Source organism: Citrobacter sp. RHB20-C16, from assembly GCF_013890155.1.
In the GTDB taxonomy this organism is placed as follows: domain Bacteria; phylum Pseudomonadota; class Gammaproteobacteria; order Enterobacterales; family Enterobacteriaceae; genus Citrobacter_A; species Citrobacter_A amalonaticus.
Map to the genome: position 1 here is coordinate 3,674,955 of NZ_CP057630.1, position 17,667 is coordinate 3,692,621.

Genomic DNA, 17,667 nt, shown 5'->3' on the forward strand with positions numbered 1-17,667 from the left:
TTAGTGACCACCCTTAACACATTACACGACGAATTGCGTACGCGTTAATTTTTTTCTGTGTCATTTAGTGCTAGATTTACTCCCAAGATAGATACTTTGGGACACATGATGTAAATTACTGTATGTAAGTACAGTATAAAGGATATCATGATGAATAAATTAGCACGCTTATTATTAACAGCAAGCTCAATTGCGCCTGTATGCGCCACTCTTTTTTTTATTGGGTATGTAAAAGAAACGGTTTGGCTGATGCAATATAGCTTGTGTGTAGGAATAGCAAGTTGGTTATTAGCTATAGGTCTTATCCAATATGCAGAAAGGGAACTGGAACCCCTCACAAAAAATATCAATTCTGTTTCTCCTGCAAACAAAGAAGTAACTAATTATTTCTTAAGCTATCTATTTCCTCTCTTGGGTACTGATTCTATCGCTGAAAACAAAGCATATGCGTTATTCTTTTACTTATCATTATTATTTTACATTAGCTTTTCCGAGAACTATAACTTTAACCCCGTTCTTTCACTTATAGGTTATAAATTTTACGAAGCTGAAGATGACACAGGAGTAGGTTTTGTCTTGATTTCTAAGTCAGTTATTACTGACATTAAAGATATTAAATTTTCAGTGGTTCAATTAACAGACTACACATTTTTACATGTTAAAGGATAATTATTATGGCACTTTTTGCAGTAATGGATAATACAATAACAACGAGAATTGTTAGGGTTGAGCTTGATAAAAAAGCCAGTGCATCTGTTACAGCTATTTTTCAACAGCAGCGTCAATATTTTGAAAGTCATCATAACAATAAAATACCATTTTACGCCGGTTACAACCCTAAATATGATGAGTGTTTTGAAATACAAAGATTTACGGATTCTGCAAGCCTTCTTGACGCAGTCAATAGGCCAACAGCAGTTCCAATCTGGAATCCTAATCAAATAGACATAGAAAATATTAAAGCATTATTTGTTGGAGTTGACGCGCCAACAAATCCTAATATTATCGCATTGCAAACCTTCAATAAAAAACAAATCCTAGATAACTCCAAATCATTCTTTGGGAAACTTGTAGCAAGTACAACCACTTTTAGCAAAGCTGATAGTGTTGGTTTTAATGTTGATGAAAAACTTGTTGCCATAATTGAAAATGATAAAATACGATTTAAGAGCTTCTTTAAGCTGAGAAGTATTTTCGACATGACGTCCTATTTTTCGGCTGCTACGGATCAAGAACTTAATACTTTTAGTCAACTTAGTGTATTCTCAACACCGCAAGGATTTGATTTAAAAAGCGTTGCAGACACTGTGATTAGAAACAAAGTAACGTTAATAAATCAGACTGGGATGTTAACCCCGCAGAACCTGTCAATATTTAAAAACGAAGCTACCAAAGTTAATTTCCCTTTAAATACCACAGTAGTTGGTGGCGTTGAAAAAATCGTTATGCCCTCATCCAAAAAAGAAATAAAAGCCCTACTCGACTTTATCGAGGAAGACATTTGGATCTCTGGAATAAGTGGTAGACGCTTTAAATCAAGTTCAAAGCGTCCAATATAATTGAAATACAGAGAAAAAGATCTAATATATAAGAGTGCAAACTATGCCTTCTATGAAACCAAGCGCTGTTTGCAACTCTTTTCTAATAGTCCCATCCGAACACTTCCGTTTTTTTGCGATAGCACGTAATGAAATGCCAATTACAAAATGAGCAATAATCAACTCATACTCTTCCGGTTTGTACTTTCGCAAGCGAGCCACACAACCATCAATCATGATTCCTTCGTCATCATCACACTGAATGCGTGTTTTTTTGCCGTAGGGCAGCACCCCTTTAAACCCAGCAGCAATTGGCTGCCAGTCTACACCGCTGCTATCAGCTGATGCCCAAGCGCCCCATAATTCCATAACTTCATACATATCACGCATTATTCTTCTCCACTCCACTTACGCCAGCACACCAATTGCAAGCGCGCGATCGATAAAACGAAATATCAACTCCAGTTGGGAGCCGTATTTCTCTTCGAATGCCACGGTATCCGCATGTAACTCGTCGTGATGCTTTCTGCACAAAGGCAACACCCAGAGGTCATGCGCTTTTGTCCCCATGCCGCCCTGACCGTGGCCTATCAGGTGGTGCGGATCATCTGCCTGCTTACCACAGCAGGCGCACGGCTGGGCCTTCACCCATCGCGTGTATTTCTCATTTTCCCAGCGTCGGCGCTTCGGGCGTAGCATGAAGCTTTCCGGCGATTCCGGATCAACCCTGAGTGTCAGTACCTTTTTCGCCTTCTCCTGCACAATGCTAGTGGCCGGTAACGAGGGCACAATATCGCTTTCTCGCATGATCGATTTCGGTTCTTCAACCGGCAATCTCAGCGCCTTATGTGCAACACTTTCAGGAATAACATCGCCCAGATCATTTCTGACCATCCACCAGCACAGCTCCGAGAGGGTCAGTACATGCGACTCTGGAAAACCTAAATCCGTACGGATGACTGACATGATCCAGGATACCAGGTTTTTGCTGGCTATACCTGCAAGCTGTTCCGTGTATTGTCCAGCGAGGGTGTGGTCGCAGTGCCAGCACAACCGGATGCTTCCGGGCTTATGCCGCATGATCGTGAAATTCTTGTCGTGCCATGTTGAATGGGGCCACTGGCATTCGAACTTTTCATTTAGCCAGGTATCAAGCGAAGACAATCCGCCAGCGCGCTGAATAACGCGCTGATTTTCAAATATCCCACTCATTACCGGATCGTCTGCCAGTGGCTGAACAGCTGCCGGCACAGGACCAGTATCGTAAGAGGCCATGCTTTCAGGTTCTGGCTCGAGTAAAACCCGACCGCGCATGAATAGCGGCATCAGTTCAGCGCCGGGGCGGAAAAGCACAACCCCCATTCGATGAGCTATTTCAGGAGTTAACAACGCTCTCACAGCAACCTCACCCGACCAGATCGATAAGCTTCATCAACTCAGCAAATTTTGACTCGAAGAAATGTGGCTGAGTCTCGCGCGGGTTTGCTGGACTGGTAATGTTTTTCCCAAACAGACAGCCTTTCGCAGTAAGCGACCAGAACTTTTTAACTCCATTGATACCTGAACGGCTCTGGCGCTGTTTCTGCTCAACAATCCCCTGCCGGGACATCATGTGATAGACCTGATTGGCAGTGATCCGGAGATTATTAGCCTTGAGGAGGGCGCTTAGTGATTGCGTAGGTCGACTAGACCCGTCCTGTGCGCCTGCTGGTGCATCAATTGCATAGTGCGGCATCAGGTCTGGCAGGCCAGCAACTTGCTGCAGTTTGTGGTACGCCCCAAGCTTTGATGAATTTGAGAGGTTCAGCATTTTGGCGGCTGATTCGAGCAGGATAATACCGGCCTGAATTTTATCTGAAGTTTGTGAATGCGAAGCCGCATTCTGAGCAGCATCGAACGTTCTGATGACCTTAAGGTTAAAGGATGGGCTAATCCACATTGCATAGGCGTAAACAAGCTCTTTGCAGACGTAGGTTCCTCCGTTACGCCCCTGAATTGTCATCACCGGAATACTACGGGAATTTCCCGTAGTTTCTTTTTCCAACAATTCCACCAACGCCTGGGTTTCTGGACGCCGCATGAACTCATGGACTTCCATTGAACGAGCGGATCGCTTTTCGCCTGAAGCGTTAAGCGCTGCTTTTTGCAGATCGTTAAGACAGTAATTGGATTCAAAATATTGACGTACGGAAACGCCATCAATTACAAGTAACTGATTCATTGTTTTCTCCACTGTTTTAGTGCGAAGGGGACTGCACTCCCGTTTCGCTTGCACCGGATAACCATACCCTGAATTACCCATGTTTTGCTCTAGCAAGATGATATTTTTTCCTCAAATTTCTTGATCGAGATCTCTACTCTTCCCCCTTTCACTACTGGCCCCCACTCCACCAGCATTCTTTTTACCTGGCTGTCGTCTTCCCAGATCCCCGCATGGGTAAGAGCGTCGAACAGCGCTTTGTTGTAGTTATCCAGATCCCGGATCCGGTTGTCCGGCGGGAACAGGATTATTTCAACAGCCGCCGGTGACGATGACGGCTTCGGGAGCATGCGCAGTTGTTCAATGATTGCCGCACATGCTGACGACTGGAACTGGCGACCTTTGGCACTTATCAGGTGGCGCCCAGCCAGCGGCCCCTTATTCGGGGCGCGCCAGTACGTGTTCACACTCGGAGGAAACGGCAGCACCAGTTTCATAACCGGATCCCCTTGTTCTTGAGATAGGAGATGGCGCGGTCCTTCGCACCATCCTCACCATTCACAAGCGCATGCAGCAGGGAGTCTGCATCAGCAGCGTTCTCCTGATCGTTGATGGCTATTCCCCGCGAAACACCACGCGTCAGGGTGATAGCCCCTTTCCTCTCCAGCGCGCGCAGATGATCCGCAGCGGCATTTGGCGAACTGCATCCCAGCAGTCCCGAAAGTTCTGTATTAGTTGGAGGATAGCCATGCTCGCGTTGAAAGCTGATCAGGGTATCCAGTACATGCTGCTGGCGAGCCGTTAAGTTCATCATGCTGCCTGTTCCTCCTTGCTTACACATAGCTCTGGCAGATTGGCGCGCACCAGCGCTTCAGCGAACGGTGGCGGGACTGCATTGCCGCAGCGGGCCACTTGTTTATCTTTGGCGTAGCGCTTGCCGCGATAATCCTGATCGATGATGTACCAGTCAGGGAAGCCCTGCGCCCGGTAGAGCTCGTGCGGCTGAAGCATACGCATACCGATATCGACGATGCGGTACGTTATCCCATCGATGTCGACCATCCCGGTGCATTCCTCGCCGCAGTATTCACGCAGGAACGCCAGCGCCTGCTGTGCGCGGTGTTCGTCGTAGTCTTCGACCGCCAGAGTGGTTTTGACTTCCCCGACATGCAGGCCGCCGGCCGTAACTGTCGGCATTGGTTCACTCGTGGGCTGACCATCGCGACAGGTGCCGCGCAGTTTTACCAGGTGAGAGGCCACCACAGCATGATGATCGACCGTCGTCACCGAGTGGACTGGTTCATCCAGCCCGACGCCCGGTCCCGTATAGTTGCCGCCGTAGTGCTTCGCCAGAAATGCGCTGGCCACGGCGAACTTGTTACCACCAGCGGTTACTGTCCCCAACGGCTTTTCAAGCTGCAACACGCGCGGGTCCTGCCCCGGTCTTTCGCCATAACCCATTTGTATCAACGTTGGCGTCACCAGCTGTGAATGACCGCCGCCGCCCGCCGTAATCGTCGCACTCGGCTCGTCTGCCCGGTGACCGATGCTGGCACCAAACTGGCGAGCGATGACCGGCGCAACCAGACAGGCACGGGACTGCTTCAGGATGGTATGAGCGGGTTTATCCAGCGGGCGCGGCTTTGCCTGGTACTCACTGCCGCCGTTACCAGCCAGGAACGGTGTAAGCGCGGCCTCAACGATGCCGAGAGCATGACCATTCCCGCCCGGGCGCCGTGACGTGCCGGCGGTGATTGTCGGGACTGGTTGTGTGACATCCTGCCCTGTCGCGCCTGTTCTGAACTTAGTCAGGTGCGGCACGGCAACCGCGTAACCATGTGTTTTGGTGATTGTCTGCAGTGGTTCTTCCAGCGACTGGCCCCGGAAGCAGTCGTAATGCGTTTTGGTGCTGGTATGGTTGCACTTCACGATAAACGGCGACGCGCTGTCGATAACGAAACGCTGAATACCGCGCGCGATGCGCTTGAGCGTGTTCACTGCCAGTGGCTTTTTGCGGTCGAAGATCGACAGTGCAGGAATGGTCCAGTCGATACACTCCGCAGCGGTGCGCCACGGCAACAGCTTGCCAGCCTGAACCGCCGGTGATTTCGGATCCCCGTGTGTTGGCTCCGGCCACACTATCGGTTTCTCGTCACAGCGCATAACCATGAAGAAGCGTTTTCTGATCGTCGGCGCACCGTAATCACAGGCGCGCAGTTCGCGATACTCAACGAGATAACCCAGACCTTTTACCAGTCTGGCGGCGTCCTCGCTGTCGAGAGGAATACCCAGGAATTCACAGCACTCCACCAGCGCAGGATGATCGGGAGAAATCCCCGTCGTTAGCATAGCTACGAAAGCCCGGAAAGTTTCGCCAACACGTTCAGGATCCGGGCGCATTTCACCTGCGAGAAGCGGTCCCCACGTTCTGAACTCTTCGACGTTTTCCAGCTTCATAACACGAGGCTTAACATCAAGCCCCCATCGCAGTGTCACCCAGGCCAGACCGCGTATCGCTTTTTCAACAGGCTTCGCACCCTTGGCTTTCGAAAAATGGCGACAATCAGGACTGAACCATGCCAGGGCAACCGGTAAGCCACCCGTCGCCGCGCGCAGATCCACTTCAAATACGGATTCGCAGTAGTGAAGTGTGTCCGGGTGGTTCGTCTTGTGCATCGCGATCGCGTTCTCGTCATGGTTGATCGCGATATCAACACTACGACCAATCGCCATTTCAATACCGGTTGACGCGCCGCCACCACCAGCAAAGTTATCAACGATAATCTCACGCATGAGTCACCCCCTGCATGCTGCTGGCAAGACCAGAGGCAACAGCAATAATCTCGCTGGTGGGCATACGTTCAAGCCATAGCTGATTGATATTGCCTTTCAGCTTGTTTTGCTGTGACTCAGTCAGGGCGTCAACGCCATCCACCTGGTTAAACACCAGACCAACCTCGAGAGGCCAGATACGCGATTCGACTTCTGGCAATACCAGCGGCGCAGTTGGCTGTACTGTTTCTACCTGCTGGGCCTTACCAGCGGCAAATGTGACCAGCGACATAAACGCCTTCCCTTTTTCCTCCAGATCGGTACGGCTGATGTAGCTGAAACGCTCGCCGCGCCATGACTTATCGAAGATTGCAATGGCGCCAGCAAAGAAAGCACCAGTGGGTTTCTGTTTATCGTCAGCAGGAACAAACCACACAGGGAGATCGAAACCAATGCGACCGCGAATAAACATGATGTGATCGGCATCTTCAGGCCACCATGTTTCACTTGTCGCCGCTTTAATGAGGAACACGTAACGCCCACCCTTTTCACGCATCTCCATTGTGTGATCCATGATGTGGGTCATGCCGGTGATCGCCTGCTTCTCGTGGTACTGAGAGCGGCTATAGGGTGGATTACCGAATGCGGCCCCGCCGATTGACTCCAGCATTTCCGACCAATCCTGCATCAGCGCGTTATCTTCGGCTGTGTACCAGACCGGGCACTTCGCGTTATCGTCGTCAGCAAACAGATCCAGAACCAACGGCCCAAATATTGCGTTGATCCCCCAAAACAACAGATCCGGAGTTCGCCATTGATCGCCAACCTCTTTCAGTTCGTGGGCTGGTTTGCTGCGCAGTTCCGCCAGCGCCTGGCAATATTTGTTTGTCATTATCCCCTGAACCCCTCTGGAATTTTGGTATCAACCGGACCGAACTTCATTGGGTCATGTTTCTTTTCACCCCAGCATTCACGTGGCGGACGCCCCTTCTTGTCCCAGCGGATCCCGCTTTGCAGATACCCCTCAAATTTTTTCGGGCCAAACAGTGTTTCAGGGCGCATGTACTGGTACTGCTCATCGTTGCCATTCCAGTGCTCGTGTTTCAGGTCGATAACCAGTTGCAGGTCTGCAACGCTGTAACCTTCACGCAGACGAGCACGAATGTTTTCCAGCGAGGTTTTTGATTTCTGATAGCGGGAACCGCTGACCTGGTTCAAATGGGTTAAAACCAGAATGGCATTATCGGTGATCGCAACTTCAGGGTCTGGTTGCGACGCAACCGGACAAGAAGGTTTTATGATCTGTTTGTGGTGATCTGAGTAATGATCTGTATAGAGAATAGGTTCCGCGACTTCGCGGTTATGGTTCCGCGATTCTGCGTTTTCGGTTCCGTGATTCTGCGGAATAGGTTCCGCGACTTCGCGTTTCCCGTTCCGCGATTCTGCGGAATCCAGGGTTGTAGGGAATAAAGCCCCGATTAATGCATCCCCGTCGATACGGTAGTGCGTCTTTTTCGTACCATTTACCTGCTTTTGCGCTTTATCAACAATTCCAGGTAACCAGCGAGTGCAAATCTTGTTTACCAGCCGCTGTACCTGGTCTTCACTGACTCCACGAATTTCCGCAGCTAACTCACTGTGCTCTTTGTAAAACCAGCCATCCTTCAGGTCTGATTTCCCGGACCAGAAGACCAACTGGTTGAGAACTGCCCCCAAAGCATGCGCCTGCTGATCACCGGAAAAAAAATCAAGGTAAGGGACCGGGATTGTTATTGCGTTGCGCTGGCCCGACAGCGACTGAACGATTTCAAATATCTGGCTCATGATCGTCCTTTATCTCAGTAAACTTGCGCTGGAACTGTTCGAGCGGGCTGAAGCATTCATGCTCATAGCCTTTGCGCAGGTAGATAACGCGGTGAGTTTCCGGTTCCCATCGGATAACGCGAACAGGGATACCGTAGTGGTCTTTGAACCATCGGTTAAGTTCTCGCATAAGGACTCCCCTCTACGGCGCCATACCCCCACAATTGCCATCGCCCGACTGTGGTTACAGGGAACCCAGCGGCCTGATACCATGCGTTCATACCGAAACATGATGTAACCCCGAACAGGGAATGCACGTAGTTGCGGTATGCGGTTCTTTACCGTTAAACTGTTCATGCGTTAGTTTCTCCACTGATACGACACGCCACGGCGCCCGGAGCTGCACACTCGCGGGCGTCACTCTTTTCTGGAAGGCAATAAACACGTGAAATCAGGTTCAAAAATGTCATAAGCGTTACCCGGAACTGGTACGCGATTTCGTTCAGACTGTCCCATTCCCCTTTATCAACAACGCCATCATCAATGTATCGACGATATGCGTTGACCAGGTCCCCGAGTCTTCCCACCAACTCAGCCAGCTTTAAACCAATCTCCTCGTTCTCTATCTCTGGCGCTGCGCCTGGAATGTGGATCCCGTTATCTGTTTGACGAGAAAATGCATCGGCTATGTGGCTAACACCAGCAGCTTTCTGTAGCACCATTGCCCACCCCATAGGGAAGATCTGATCGCCATCGACACGGAGGCGGTTAAACAGTGCATTCTCTGTTACCCCCAACCACTCTGCCGCCTCGGCATAACCACCAGGCAGATCGGTAATGGTCTTTTTAATTGCGGCCACCAGCCAGGCAGGTTGTCGTTCAACTTTCCAGTTAGGTTCATTTCCCACGGCATACCCCTTATTCCTGTGGTTTTAATCACGCAGCCGAATGACTACGCTTTTCATAAAGTGATTGGTTAACTTTCAAATCACCTTTCGTCAGCGCTTGGATCTCAAATGCCCTCCCCTTTGGGATAACTTCATCCCAGCCCGATACGGATGCGTGAGAAATATTCAGAGCCTTAGCGGTTTTCCCTACGCCACCGAAGTAAGAGATAACGTCATTCTTTTTCATTTTTCCCTCTGGAGTTAGGTAATGCAGTGCACAAATAGTAGGATATCTTACATACAATGGTCAAGCATTCCTACATCATAAAATGGTAGGATTGCCTACATGAAAATGAATGATCGAATCCGAAGCAGACGAAAAGAACTAAAGATGACGCAATCCGTCCTGGCTAAACTTGTCGGGGTAAATCGCGTCACCATCACTGGCTGGGAATCCGGTGACTACAAGCCAGGTGGTGAAAACCTCCAGGCGCTTGCAGCTGCATTAGAAAAGACACCGCAATGGTTGCTGGATGGTAAGGATGATGGAAGCCAGCAGCCGCCAACCATGAACCCTGAACAGAGATTCGGAATCAGGTCAGTTCCCGTTCTAACATGGGTACAGGCCGGGGAATGGACGGCCAATAGCGGGGCTATTACGGAACGAGATATTCAGGACTGGGTCTATACTTCAGCAGCCGTCTCTGAAAGCGCGTTTGCACTCATTGTTCGCGGTGACTCGATGACCAACCCAACAGGTGCGCCAAGTATCCCAGAGGGATCTATTGTCGTTGTTGAGCCTGATTTTGGTGATGCCAGTCAAGCAAATGGTAAAATCGTTATTGCGCAGCTTGTAGGCAGTGATGAGGCCACCATTAAAAAGTTTGTCATTGATGGGCCGCTGAAATACTTGGTACCTCTCAACCCCAATTACAGGATGCTAGAGGTCAACGGCAACTGCCGACTTGTAGGTTTAGTAAGACAAGTAATAATGGATTTATAAGAAAGCCGGGAATCCCCGGTTTTTTTTCGCCCCTTTATGTAAGTTATCCAACATTTTTACTTGACCACTACGTGTAAGTTATCCTACATTAATCATACCAACAGCGAACAGGCAGGACGCCCACGAAGTAGCCGCCGGTGGCGTATGAATGACCGGATGATTCGCTGGCACATCAATTCTCAAGGGGGTTCAGGATGAAAGAGAACGAATTGAAGCATGTCATAGCTCTGCTACTGGAGGATGCCAAGCGAGTTCAGCAAATTGAACCGAACACAGGTACTGAGTCACGCATTCTTCTTGCGCAAGCCGCATTAAAAAGCGCAGGTCATGACAAAAATGAAAAGAAGCGCCTCAACGGGGTACAGATTGTCGAGGCGTTACTGGAACGGAGAAAACAGTTAGAAGGGTTCGATAGGGTCGTTACCCAAAGGATCTAGCAGCCTTATTGTTCTGAGGTAGGTTTCACGCTCTTTTTCAGTGATATCAGGCTTCTCAAAGAGCATACGGAAATGAGCGATAGAACTTTCGAGTTCTTTAGTATGTGGGCCTTCAGCCTCAGTAATAGCAATGGCCAGCCTTGATATGGCCAACTCAATAGCATCGAGTCTGGCATGGTTAAGATAAGTAACGTTGCCCATAAAAATTTTCCTTCGTGGTTGTAGCGACTTAGAAGGATACCACCGCGCCTGAAGTGGTTAAAAGCAGGCCAAAGCAATAAGAAACACATCCCTGTTCTGGCGGCCCGGCGTTTTCCCGTGTATTTCCGGCAACCGCCAGCCTTTTCAGGGCACAACATGCAAGCGCACTCCTTCACTAACCAGTTATGGGTGACAGGTGTGAAACGGCGGAGTGCGCTTGCAGTTGTGGTGAATTGCAGCCCTTATAGGTAACCAGAAGATAAGCATCTGGCGCCACAACCCAATCACGTAGCCAGCGTGGTACCAGGAAGTAAGAAAGCTGTGTGTAGTCTTGGCGGTACCAGGGTCTTCAACCTGACAAAAGGGGGGCGAAGATAATGTTCTACCTCGGTACCGCCCTTTTTTACAAAACAGACAATGGCATCACCGGGCGACGGGCTCATAACCCAATCCACCCGGGCGGTTGCAGCCGCAGGTGCTCTTGTCTGTTTTGTGGAGAAACTAACTGGCGATGGCAGTCGCCCGTTGCACTAAGTGCCTCTGGATGGGGCATTTACTGAAACGAAACCAAAACTTTTAATCGCCTTATGGCGAGGGATTCGTGCAACCAAAAATCGTGCGGTGCAGCGCACCAATTAAGGAGAACTAACGATGAGTTTTATCCAGACTCTTTCCGGTAAGAAGTTCGATTATATCAACTCCACCATTGACGATATTGATATCGAGGATATCGCCAGTGCGCTTTCAAATATCTGCCGCTTCGCTGGGCACCTGTCGGAGTTTTACAGCGTGGCGCAGCATTCCGTTCTGTGCAGTCAACTCGTGGCGCCAGAGTTTGCCTTTGAAGCTCTGATGCATGATGCCGCAGAGGCGTACTGCCTGGACATCCCTGCCCCGCTGAAAGCATTGTTGCCAGATTACCGCCGGATCGAGACGCGCACGGATCAACTGATCCGCCTGAAATTCGGCCTGCCGCTCGACGAGACATACCTCGTTAAATATGCCGACCTGACCATGCTAGCGACCGAACGCCGGGATCTGGATATCGACGACGGCTCCATATGGCCGATTCTGGAAGGTATTCCACCCACGGATTTATTCGAAATTCATCCTTTGCGCCCCGGCCAGGCCTTCGGCCTGTTCATTAACCGGTTCAATGAACTGATGGAGCTGCGCCAATGCGCCGCCTGAAAGTAAAAGAGCTCGTTGCGGAGGCGCATGCCTCCGTACCGGAACTGCCAGCAAAACATGGGCGGCTTATGAAAGAGGTCGCAACACGACTGGAAGCAACCTATGCAGCGTTAACCGAGTCACTGGCTCGGCTGGATCAACAACGTGAAGGTAATGCGCAATGACCGTATTCGAATACGTCCAGGCCCATCCCAATACCACCAGCAGTGATATTGCTAAAGCGCTACACAGAAGGACACCTGTCGTGGCCGGCGCACTATCGCAACTCTACACCACTGGCCACATAGTAAAAACTGGCGTTCGTGGTGGTGCACCGACATACCGCGTCAACGATCTGCCATTCGGCTGCAGTAATCCTCTGACACTGATGTTTAATCAATTGCTTGCTCACGTAAGGCAAAAATCTGTGTTGAACGTGTCGAGCAATATTGATATTTAAAATTAAGCCCGGGTGCAGCCGGGCTAAGTGGAGATGACTATGCTGAACCTCGATTGTGTTCCCATTTCAACTTATTGCAAAGAGACAGGCGAAACTCCTGATGCTATCAACAAGCGCGTACAACGTGGTTTGTGGCGTGAAGGGGTTCAGGTACTGAAAATCGAAGGCGTTAAGGAGAGATGGATTGATCTTAGTGAGGTTGTAAAATGGGCCAGACAGAATCGCCTAAACTCCCGCGCGGCGTAACCATAAGGAAACATCGCAACGGTGAAACCATCAATATTACATTCACTTATAAAGGAGTTAAATGCCGTGAACCCCTTTCTAATCTGGACGTAACCCCAAAAAACATCAGATACGCCGAGCGCACACTCGGCGAAATCCATAACAAGATAGAAAGGGGAACATTTGTTTATGCGGAATACTTTCCCCGTTCTACCCGGCTAAAAATCTTCGGCAACGCTGCCGCTGGCAAAACAGTGAAGATGTACTTGGACGAGTACCTGGTGATCTGCGAAACGAGGAATCTATCCCCTTCGACAATAGGCGGGTATAAGAAATGCCGAAGCGCGTTGTCATCACTTCATATTTTTCCTGCAAGTGAGTTGACGCCGGCCGCATTGAAGACATGGATCCAGAACCAGAAAACGACATTGAAAACTATCCGAAACCAACTGTCATTCCTACGCTCTGCTTTGGATGAAGCGGTGACGGATGGTGTGCTTCAGATTAACCCTGTATCACTGGTAACAGCCTCGCGTTACCAAAGTGATAAATCAGAGGCAGAAAGTAGTTATGTTGTTGATCCGCTATCACCAGCAGAAGTAGAAGCTTTGCTCTCCGCTGCTGGCAATAAGCAGTGGGAGAATCTTTTCAGGTTCGCGATACAAACCGGGCTGCGTAGTTCAGAACTGTGTGCTCTTCATTGGCGTAATATCGACTTTGTAGGAAAAACGGCACACGTTCAGAACGCTAGCGTAGTTGGCATAATCAAAGGAACAAAAACAAAAGCCGGTACACGAAAAGTTGAACTATCTGAGGAGGCAATGGCAGCACTGACAAGTCAGAAAATGTTCACTTTCATGAAAGACACTACGATCTTTGAAGATCCAAAAACCAATAAACCATGGGACAGTGCTGACGCAATCAGAAAAAAAGCCTGGGTTCCAACACTACGAAAGGCTGGGATTCGTTACCGTAATCCATATCAGACACGTCACACCTTCGCTACTCGCCTGATAAGTCGGGGGGTTAACCTATTCTGGCTGGCAACGCAAATGGGACACAAAGGTCCAGAAATGTTATTTCGACATTATGGCTCATACCTCAAAGAGTATGATGGAAATACATCTTTAAACATAAAAATCAAACAGTAATATAGATAACACTAATGGCCATCATAGGCCATTAGTTATATCAATGTGTTTTGAACAGCGTAACTCTCAATACCATAATGAGTTACTAATACTGATAAAAATTTATCTTTTGAAGATAAAACATCATCCAACATATTTCTCCGCACTAAAGAGACAAAAAGAGCTGCTGCTCTAGCTTGGCAATTAATAGACTTCGCTGGATTAAATTCAATATCTGTAAAGCCGTCAAAATTTAATAAATGGAGAGCCAATGTTTTATTTTGGTTGAGCGCACTTAAATATAACCAATCATAAAAAGCCGTTCTGGGAACAAGAGGCCATATAGTATTATAAAATTTGAAATTAACCAGACTCCCTGACTCCTTCAATCTCAAATCTTTCTTGGCCTCTACAGAGCTTTTGTCTAAGATATCGACATATGGTCCTCCCATTTCAAATACTTTACTTGCCTGAAACGCAGATTCAACTGTAAACTCTTTACCAAGTTTTTTGGTCTTTATTCTTAGATTAAAGGCACTAAGTTTTACTCCCAGCTCATCCTCAGATTTACTAGAAATCTCCAACAAAGAGTTCCCCCCCTGCTCATTCGCAGCTGCATGTAATGCCCTGATCGATTTTTGCTTTTGCGTTTTAGACATCCCAGGTGCCCAAGGGAAGTCTACATCCTTCGTAACGGATAGTACGTTCCCGGCATTTGTAGGGATGAAAACAGGTCTAACGGCCATAACTTATCCTAAATAATAGTGCCTCTGAGAGTAGAGTGTTCTACCATTAAGATTAGCATAATATCTCTGATGTGTCTGGGGATATAGTCCTTTGAAATGTTCAGCAGATTGTTTGTTAGGGTGAAATGTATTTACAATATATGATGGGTCAATTTTTTCAAACACCAGTACTTCAGCTTGAACATCCGTTGTATATTCAGCAGGAAGTTTTACATCTCTCTGAATGCCAAACACCTCATCTGAAAACAAAGCACTAAATGCTACATCCCCTTTCATTAACTCAAGATCGTTAAAACGAACATTATTTGATGCAGCGTTAGTGGGGTAAAATGCGCAATTCTTAGTCCAAAGAATGGATGGATTAATCTCTAATATGACCCAATTTCCAGGTTTTAAGCTCCTATATTTCCAAAACATTTTTGCATTAGGGAAACTTATCGACAAACATGTCGCATCTAAATGCCCATCAATCCTATCTTCATCGTTGAAATCATAGTTATATTCATTCGCTTCATCATCAAGCTCTGAACGTGATAAAAGACCATTTTCTAAAATAGAAGATAGATTGTCGCTATGTGTAAAATGAAACAGTCTAGTAATATTACGTTGTTGAATTACTTCCGGAATTGTCATTCTCTACATCCATTTGATTGATAAAACAACATACTGAAAATATCATACAAAAAAAGTATCCTCAAAGGGTACGTATGTGATCGGCTTCAAAAAAAACAATAAATTACAGTTAGTTACCGAGAGATGGACGAGGGTTCAACTCCCGCCAGCCAATCATGATTGGACAGTGCCAGGACAGCACTAACAAAAACAGGAAGTTAGCAGTCTCAGCAGGACACCGACCAGACGGTGAGGGGACAAAAAAGGATACGCAAAGGAGCCGCGGCTCCAGAGTGACATGAAAGCCCGTTGATGCGGGCTTTTTTATTGCTGCTCTCTGGCCTCATTCGCCACTTTCAATGCGGCCGCAAACAACAGCCCGCTTTTCTTTCATCGCAGCCTGTCACCTTCCCCTCATACATGCTTTTTAGCCATAGCTGATGTGAGCGTCTGCTATGAGCTGTGAGTTCAACTGATAGACGCAACACACTTGTTGAACCGTTCTAAGGCGGCTTCATAGTCTGGCGTTTAGCCTTTCTTTAACACCATTGAGATATGCTGGAGTCCTCCTGAACACCAGACAAGCCACGCCAATTCTTTGGTTTATAAAAAACGAGATCTGGTCCAGATTCAGACTTGCAGGCATGTTCAACTTGTTTTGCGCCATGTCCTACGTAGTATCTTCCTGTCAATAAAAAACGGGCTCTCCATGAGCCATTTATTCAAGGAATGAATATGTACGTTCTGGCACTGATTTTCGCCCTTTCCAATAACACAACGAAAAGTGAAGTGATTGGCGCGTTTAGCGATCTGGCGCAATGCGAGACGGCATCACTGGCCCATTCGTCAAAGACGAAATGCTATTTTATTGACCCACAAAAAGGCATGCAGGAAGTGGATAATATGAATACACAAAATTCACAGAAAAAATAACGCACCTATTCAACAACCACTTTGACTTTCGGCTTCGACAAAATAATTTTTATCAGTTCGGTGAAGTTAACCGGTTTAAAGAAATAGTACCCCTGCTGGAAGGTAATATCGTTACGGTTCAGATAGTCAACCTGCTCCTTTGTTTCCACGCCCTCCGCCACAATGCTTAGCGACAGTTTTCGAGCAAGATCCAGTACACAGTCCAGAATCCGGGTGGAATCTTCTTCCATGCTGACTCGCGCCACAAAGCTTTGATCGATCTTAATGTAATCAATGTGTAGATCATGAAGATAAGAAAGTCCGGAATAACCGGTGCCAAAATCATCCAGAGCGATGACAAAACCATTTTCGTGCAGAACGTTGAGCGTCTGTACCAGGTGCTCATCGACATGCAAAGGTTCACGCTCGGTCACTTCGAGCACCAGATTCAAATCTTTTCGGCTGAACCGCGCCTTAAAGTTCAGACACTCGTCGACAAAGGTCGGAGCGGTAATATGAGAGGCGCTGAAGTTAATACCGACATGAAAACCTTCTGGCAACTTCGTGGCGATAGCATTCATATGGGTAACCACTTGTTCCATCAAACTTTGCGTCAGAGGAATAATCAAACCTGACTTTTCCGCTAGCGGAATAAATGACGCCGGGGAAATATATCCGGCTTTCGGATGTTTCCACCTCGCCAGCACTTCAACGCCCCGTAACGTCCCTTCCCGACCATTCACCACGGGCTGATAAAAAGGCACGATTTCTCCCTTGAGAATTGCTCTGCGCAGCGCTTCTTCCGGCGTGGTGCTTTTATTTAAATACTTAATCAGGGCATACGCGGCAAAACAAGACATGAGAAAAATGAAGATCAGCATCCCCATCCCCTGACTGATGAGTCTTTGCAGGCTAAACACGGGCGGTAAATTATAACGTATTGTGAAGGGGTAACGTTTGGATCCTACCTGTCCGAACTCCTGGCCTGTATCGTTGACGGTCGCCACATCACCGGACAGCCCCAGGATCGCCTTCCCTACCATTAATGAATAATTCGCCTCTTTCAGCGGCGTGCGCAGTGAATCACGAATATGCTGATCGCTGATGGTGATGACAATTCGGCTCCCGGCAAGTTGATTCTGATATAACAAAACCGGTCGTCTGTTAACCGCATTATTTGCTGGCGCGAGTTGCAGCGTTGTATCCGGTATTTCAGAAAGATAAGAAAGTAGCATGCGATTACCCGGCAGCGAGGAGCACCATATTTTGCCTTCGCGGTAGATTAAAATGGTCCGAAGATGAGGCTGTAGCGCGGCTTCCGTCCCTAACCGATACTGCCCTTCCTGATCGCAACCCTTTCTCGTGATATCACTGACCGTTGACGTCGCGTGAGTAGCCTCATCAAGAATGACATCAATATCACTCGCAACATACCGGGCCCCCGAAAGACTGCCTGCTCTCGCCGAATACCAGAGCTGCACATTTAAAACAGAAACACCGAAAATAAAGAGCAACACAGCAACAATAATAGGGAGAAGAGTGTTACGCATTGTCAGCCCCGGGCGAAAGAA

Annotated in this window: 25 protein-coding genes; 10 read left to right on the top strand and 15 right to left on the bottom strand. The window is 48.0% G+C overall.

Translation table 11 applies throughout. From position 1 onward, the window contains the following. Window positions 1-147: 147 nt before the first annotated feature. Window positions 148-669 carry a hypothetical protein gene (locus HVX64_RS17615; protein ID WP_229114290.1) on the top strand — a complete coding sequence of 174 codons (522 nt, stop codon included), beginning with the start codon at window positions 148-150 and terminating at the stop codon, window positions 667-669. A 5-nt stretch (window positions 670-674) separates the two neighbouring features. Then, window positions 675-1,559, top strand: a complete 885-nt coding sequence (locus HVX64_RS17620) for a DUF4868 domain-containing protein (protein ID WP_181825087.1) — start codon at window positions 675-677, stop codon at window positions 1,557-1,559. 21 nt (window positions 1,560-1,580) lie between these two features. Here HVX64_RS17620 and HVX64_RS17625 read toward each other — a convergent pair whose 3' ends face one another. From HVX64_RS17625 to HVX64_RS17675, 11 genes are all read right to left on the bottom strand, one after another. After that, on the bottom strand, window positions 1,581-1,928 hold the full coding sequence (locus HVX64_RS17625) for an antiterminator Q family protein (protein ID WP_181825088.1): 348 nt from the start codon (window positions 1,926-1,928) through the stop codon (window positions 1,581-1,583). Between the two features lie 18 nt (window positions 1,929-1,946). Then, window positions 1,947-2,936: a DUF968 domain-containing protein gene (locus HVX64_RS17630; RefSeq protein ID WP_181825089.1), complete on the bottom strand. Its 990-nt coding sequence runs from the start codon at window positions 2,934-2,936 to the stop codon at window positions 1,947-1,949. Between the two features lie 7 nt (window positions 2,937-2,943). Next, window positions 2,944-3,759 carry a KilA-N domain-containing protein gene (locus tag HVX64_RS17635; protein WP_181825090.1) on the bottom strand — a complete coding sequence of 272 codons (816 nt, stop codon included), beginning with the start codon at window positions 3,757-3,759 and terminating at the stop codon, window positions 2,944-2,946. A gap of 89 nt (window positions 3,760-3,848) precedes the next feature. Then, window positions 3,849-4,235, bottom strand: a complete 387-nt coding sequence (locus HVX64_RS17640) for a RusA family crossover junction endodeoxyribonuclease (protein WP_044256254.1) — start codon at window positions 4,233-4,235, stop codon at window positions 3,849-3,851. Further along, window positions 4,232-4,552, bottom strand: coding sequence for a LexA family transcriptional regulator (locus tag HVX64_RS17645; protein ID WP_346010929.1), 321 nt, complete (start codon window positions 4,550-4,552; stop codon window positions 4,232-4,234). The genes HVX64_RS17640 and HVX64_RS17645 overlap by 4 nt, the downstream gene beginning before the upstream one ends. Then, complete coding sequence (locus HVX64_RS17650) at window positions 4,549-6,531, bottom strand: DNA cytosine methyltransferase (protein WP_181825091.1); 1,983 nt, start codon at window positions 6,529-6,531, stop codon at window positions 4,549-4,551. The genes HVX64_RS17645 and HVX64_RS17650 overlap by 4 nt, the downstream gene beginning before the upstream one ends. Next, a complete protein-coding gene (locus HVX64_RS17655; protein WP_181825092.1) occupies window positions 6,524-7,402 on the bottom strand; it encodes a phage N-6-adenine-methyltransferase in 879 nt (292 codons plus the stop codon). Before HVX64_RS17655 ends, HVX64_RS17650 begins: the two co-directional genes overlap by 8 nt. Beyond that, complete coding sequence (locus HVX64_RS17660) at window positions 7,402-8,334, bottom strand: conserved phage C-terminal domain-containing protein (protein WP_181825093.1); 933 nt, start codon at window positions 8,332-8,334, stop codon at window positions 7,402-7,404. Before HVX64_RS17660 ends, HVX64_RS17655 begins: the two co-directional genes overlap by 1 nt. Continuing rightward, on the bottom strand, window positions 8,318-8,503 hold the full coding sequence (locus HVX64_RS17665; protein WP_072011112.1) for a DUF4222 domain-containing protein: 186 nt from the start codon (window positions 8,501-8,503) through the stop codon (window positions 8,318-8,320). Before HVX64_RS17665 ends, HVX64_RS17660 begins: the two co-directional genes overlap by 17 nt. Before the next feature lie 163 nt (window positions 8,504-8,666). Then, window positions 8,667-9,221, bottom strand: a complete 555-nt coding sequence (locus HVX64_RS17670; RefSeq protein WP_181825094.1) for a YmfL family putative regulatory protein — start codon at window positions 9,219-9,221, stop codon at window positions 8,667-8,669. Between the two features lie 28 nt (window positions 9,222-9,249). Beyond that, window positions 9,250-9,447, bottom strand: coding sequence for a Cro/CI family transcriptional regulator (locus HVX64_RS17675; RefSeq protein WP_057101686.1), 198 nt, complete (start codon window positions 9,445-9,447; stop codon window positions 9,250-9,252). 99 nt (window positions 9,448-9,546) lie between these two features. Between HVX64_RS17675 and HVX64_RS17680 the strand changes: the two genes are divergently transcribed. Together HVX64_RS17680 and HVX64_RS24305 are read left to right on the top strand one after the other, a co-directional pair. After that, complete coding sequence (locus HVX64_RS17680; RefSeq protein WP_094465286.1) at window positions 9,547-10,203, top strand: S24 family peptidase; 657 nt, start codon at window positions 9,547-9,549, stop codon at window positions 10,201-10,203. A gap of 194 nt (window positions 10,204-10,397) precedes the next feature. Further along, complete coding sequence (locus tag HVX64_RS24305; RefSeq protein ID WP_181825095.1) at window positions 10,398-10,640, top strand: hypothetical protein; 243 nt, start codon at window positions 10,398-10,400, stop codon at window positions 10,638-10,640. Here the strand turns inward: HVX64_RS24305 and HVX64_RS17690 are convergent. Further along, a complete protein-coding gene (locus HVX64_RS17690) occupies window positions 10,602-10,841 on the bottom strand; it encodes a hypothetical protein (protein ID WP_112002491.1) in 240 nt (79 codons plus the stop codon). The two genes, HVX64_RS24305 and HVX64_RS17690, sit on opposite strands and share 39 nt — an antisense overlap. A gap of 651 nt (window positions 10,842-11,492) precedes the next feature. Here HVX64_RS17690 and HVX64_RS17695 point away from each other — a divergent pair. From HVX64_RS17695 to HVX64_RS17715, 5 genes are read left to right on the top strand one after another with little or no spacing between them, the layout of a single operon-like run. Next, window positions 11,493-12,032: an HD family hydrolase gene (locus tag HVX64_RS17695; protein ID WP_181825096.1), complete on the top strand. Its 540-nt coding sequence runs from the start codon at window positions 11,493-11,495 to the stop codon at window positions 12,030-12,032. Next, a complete protein-coding gene (locus HVX64_RS17700) occupies window positions 12,020-12,196 on the top strand; it encodes a hypothetical protein (RefSeq protein ID WP_181825097.1) in 177 nt (58 codons plus the stop codon). The genes HVX64_RS17695 and HVX64_RS17700 overlap by 13 nt, the downstream gene beginning before the upstream one ends. Next, the gene (locus HVX64_RS17705; protein WP_181825098.1) at window positions 12,193-12,471 is read left to right on the top strand and encodes a hypothetical protein; all 279 of its coding nucleotides are present in this window, start codon (window positions 12,193-12,195) and stop codon (window positions 12,469-12,471) included. The genes HVX64_RS17700 and HVX64_RS17705 overlap by 4 nt, the downstream gene beginning before the upstream one ends. A 39-nt stretch (window positions 12,472-12,510) precedes the next feature. Beyond that, window positions 12,511-12,717 carry an excisionase gene (locus HVX64_RS17710; protein ID WP_181825099.1) on the top strand — a complete coding sequence of 69 codons (207 nt, stop codon included), beginning with the start codon at window positions 12,511-12,513 and terminating at the stop codon, window positions 12,715-12,717. Beyond that, window positions 12,678-13,847: a site-specific integrase gene (locus HVX64_RS17715; protein WP_181825100.1), complete on the top strand. Its 1,170-nt coding sequence runs from the start codon at window positions 12,678-12,680 to the stop codon at window positions 13,845-13,847. Before HVX64_RS17710 ends, HVX64_RS17715 begins: the two co-directional genes overlap by 40 nt. A 35-nt stretch (window positions 13,848-13,882) precedes the next feature. Here HVX64_RS17715 and HVX64_RS17720 read toward each other — a convergent pair whose 3' ends face one another. Both HVX64_RS17720 and HVX64_RS17725 read right to left on the bottom strand, forming a co-directional pair. Then, on the bottom strand, window positions 13,883-14,572 hold the full coding sequence (locus HVX64_RS17720) for a hypothetical protein (protein WP_181825101.1): 690 nt from the start codon (window positions 14,570-14,572) through the stop codon (window positions 13,883-13,885). Window positions 14,573-14,575: 3 nt separating this feature from the next. After that, complete coding sequence (locus HVX64_RS17725) at window positions 14,576-15,205, bottom strand: DarT ssDNA thymidine ADP-ribosyltransferase family protein (RefSeq protein WP_181825102.1); 630 nt, start codon at window positions 15,203-15,205, stop codon at window positions 14,576-14,578. Between the two features lie 714 nt (window positions 15,206-15,919). On the opposite strand from HVX64_RS17725, the gene HVX64_RS17730 reads away from it, so the two are divergent. Next, window positions 15,920-16,117, top strand: a complete 198-nt coding sequence (locus HVX64_RS17730; RefSeq protein ID WP_042999658.1) for a hypothetical protein — start codon at window positions 15,920-15,922, stop codon at window positions 16,115-16,117. 5 nt (window positions 16,118-16,122) lie between these two features. Here HVX64_RS17730 and HVX64_RS17735 read toward each other — a convergent pair whose 3' ends face one another. Further along, window positions 16,123-17,646 carry a cyclic diguanylate phosphodiesterase gene (locus HVX64_RS17735; RefSeq protein ID WP_044255142.1) on the bottom strand — a complete coding sequence of 508 codons (1,524 nt, stop codon included), beginning with the start codon at window positions 17,644-17,646 and terminating at the stop codon, window positions 16,123-16,125. Between the last annotated feature and the right edge of the window lie 21 nt (window positions 17,647-17,667).